General features: G+C 73.7%; 1 pseudogene. It reads right to left on the bottom strand.

Annotated elements, in window-relative coordinates:
• Window positions 1-136: 136 nt before the first annotated feature.
• A pseudogene (gene tsaB / locus ACWD4P_RS38495) lies at window positions 137-791 on the bottom strand (tRNA (adenosine(37)-N6)-threonylcarbamoyltransferase complex dimerization subunit type 1 TsaB).
• Between the last annotated feature and the right edge of the window lie 284 nt (window positions 792-1075).

The raw sequence follows: 1075 nt of genomic DNA on the forward strand, positions 1-1075 counted from the left end.
GTCGACCCGGCGCCGCGCGCGTGCGCGAGCTCGGACCAGAACATGCCGCGGGACCACGCGTCGTCCGGGAAGAGATCCTTCTCGAGCGCGTGCACGGATTCGATGTCCCACCAGCGCATCTCGCGCAGAGCAGCGCTCACTTCGGAGTGACCACCTTGTAGTTCTTGGGCACCTGCGCGTCGGGGCGGCGCAGATACAGAGGGCGTGGCGCCTGGAGCTCCTCGCCGGTGCCGAGCTTCTCGGCGGCGAGGGCGGCGAGGGCGGCCGCCGACACGTTCTCGGGGGCGCGCGCGTCCGGGAACGTGTCCGGGTACAGCACGGCACCGGCGCCGACCGCGGGAAGGCCCGCGACCTGCTCGGCGATGTCGGCGGGGCGGTCGACGGCGGGCTCGGTGACGCGGGTGCGCGCGTCCTCGTAACGCGGCCCAGTAGACCTCCTTGCGCCGCGCGTCCGTGGCGACGACGAAGGGGCCGTCGACCTCGGCGGCGTAGGCGAGTCCGTCCAGCGTGCACAGACCGTGGACGGGCACACCGAGGGCGAGCCCGAAGGTGTCGGCCGTCATCAGGCCGACGCGGAGGCCGGTGTAGGGGCCGGGGCCCACGCCGACGACGATGCCGGTGACGGCGTCGAGTCTGACGCCGGCGTCGGCGAGCACCCGGTCGACGGCGGGCAGCAGCAGCTCCCCGTGCCGGCGGGCGTCCACCTGGCTCGATGCGGCGACGACGGACGAGCCGTCGTGCAGGGCGACGGTGACGGCGGGGGTGGCGGTATCCAGCGCGAGCAAGAGCACGCAAACAGCCTACGGCTCCGGCGCCCCGCCCACGGCCGCCCCGGTGAGCCGCATGCCTGCTGCTACCGTCACCCCAAAGACGTACGGGCACGAGAGGTGGGCACACAGGTGGCACGGAGCAGCTCGGGATTCGTGGCCGGGCTCACCGCGGCGGCCCTCGCCGTGGTCGGCTTCCTCACCTACCAGGCGTCGGCCAGCGCGCCGGACAGCCTGGCCCCACCGAAGACCGGGAAGACCCCCTCCGCGGCCGCCTCCCAGTCCCCCAAGGACAAGAAGGACCTGAC

Source organism: Kitasatospora sp. NPDC002543, from assembly GCF_053594915.1.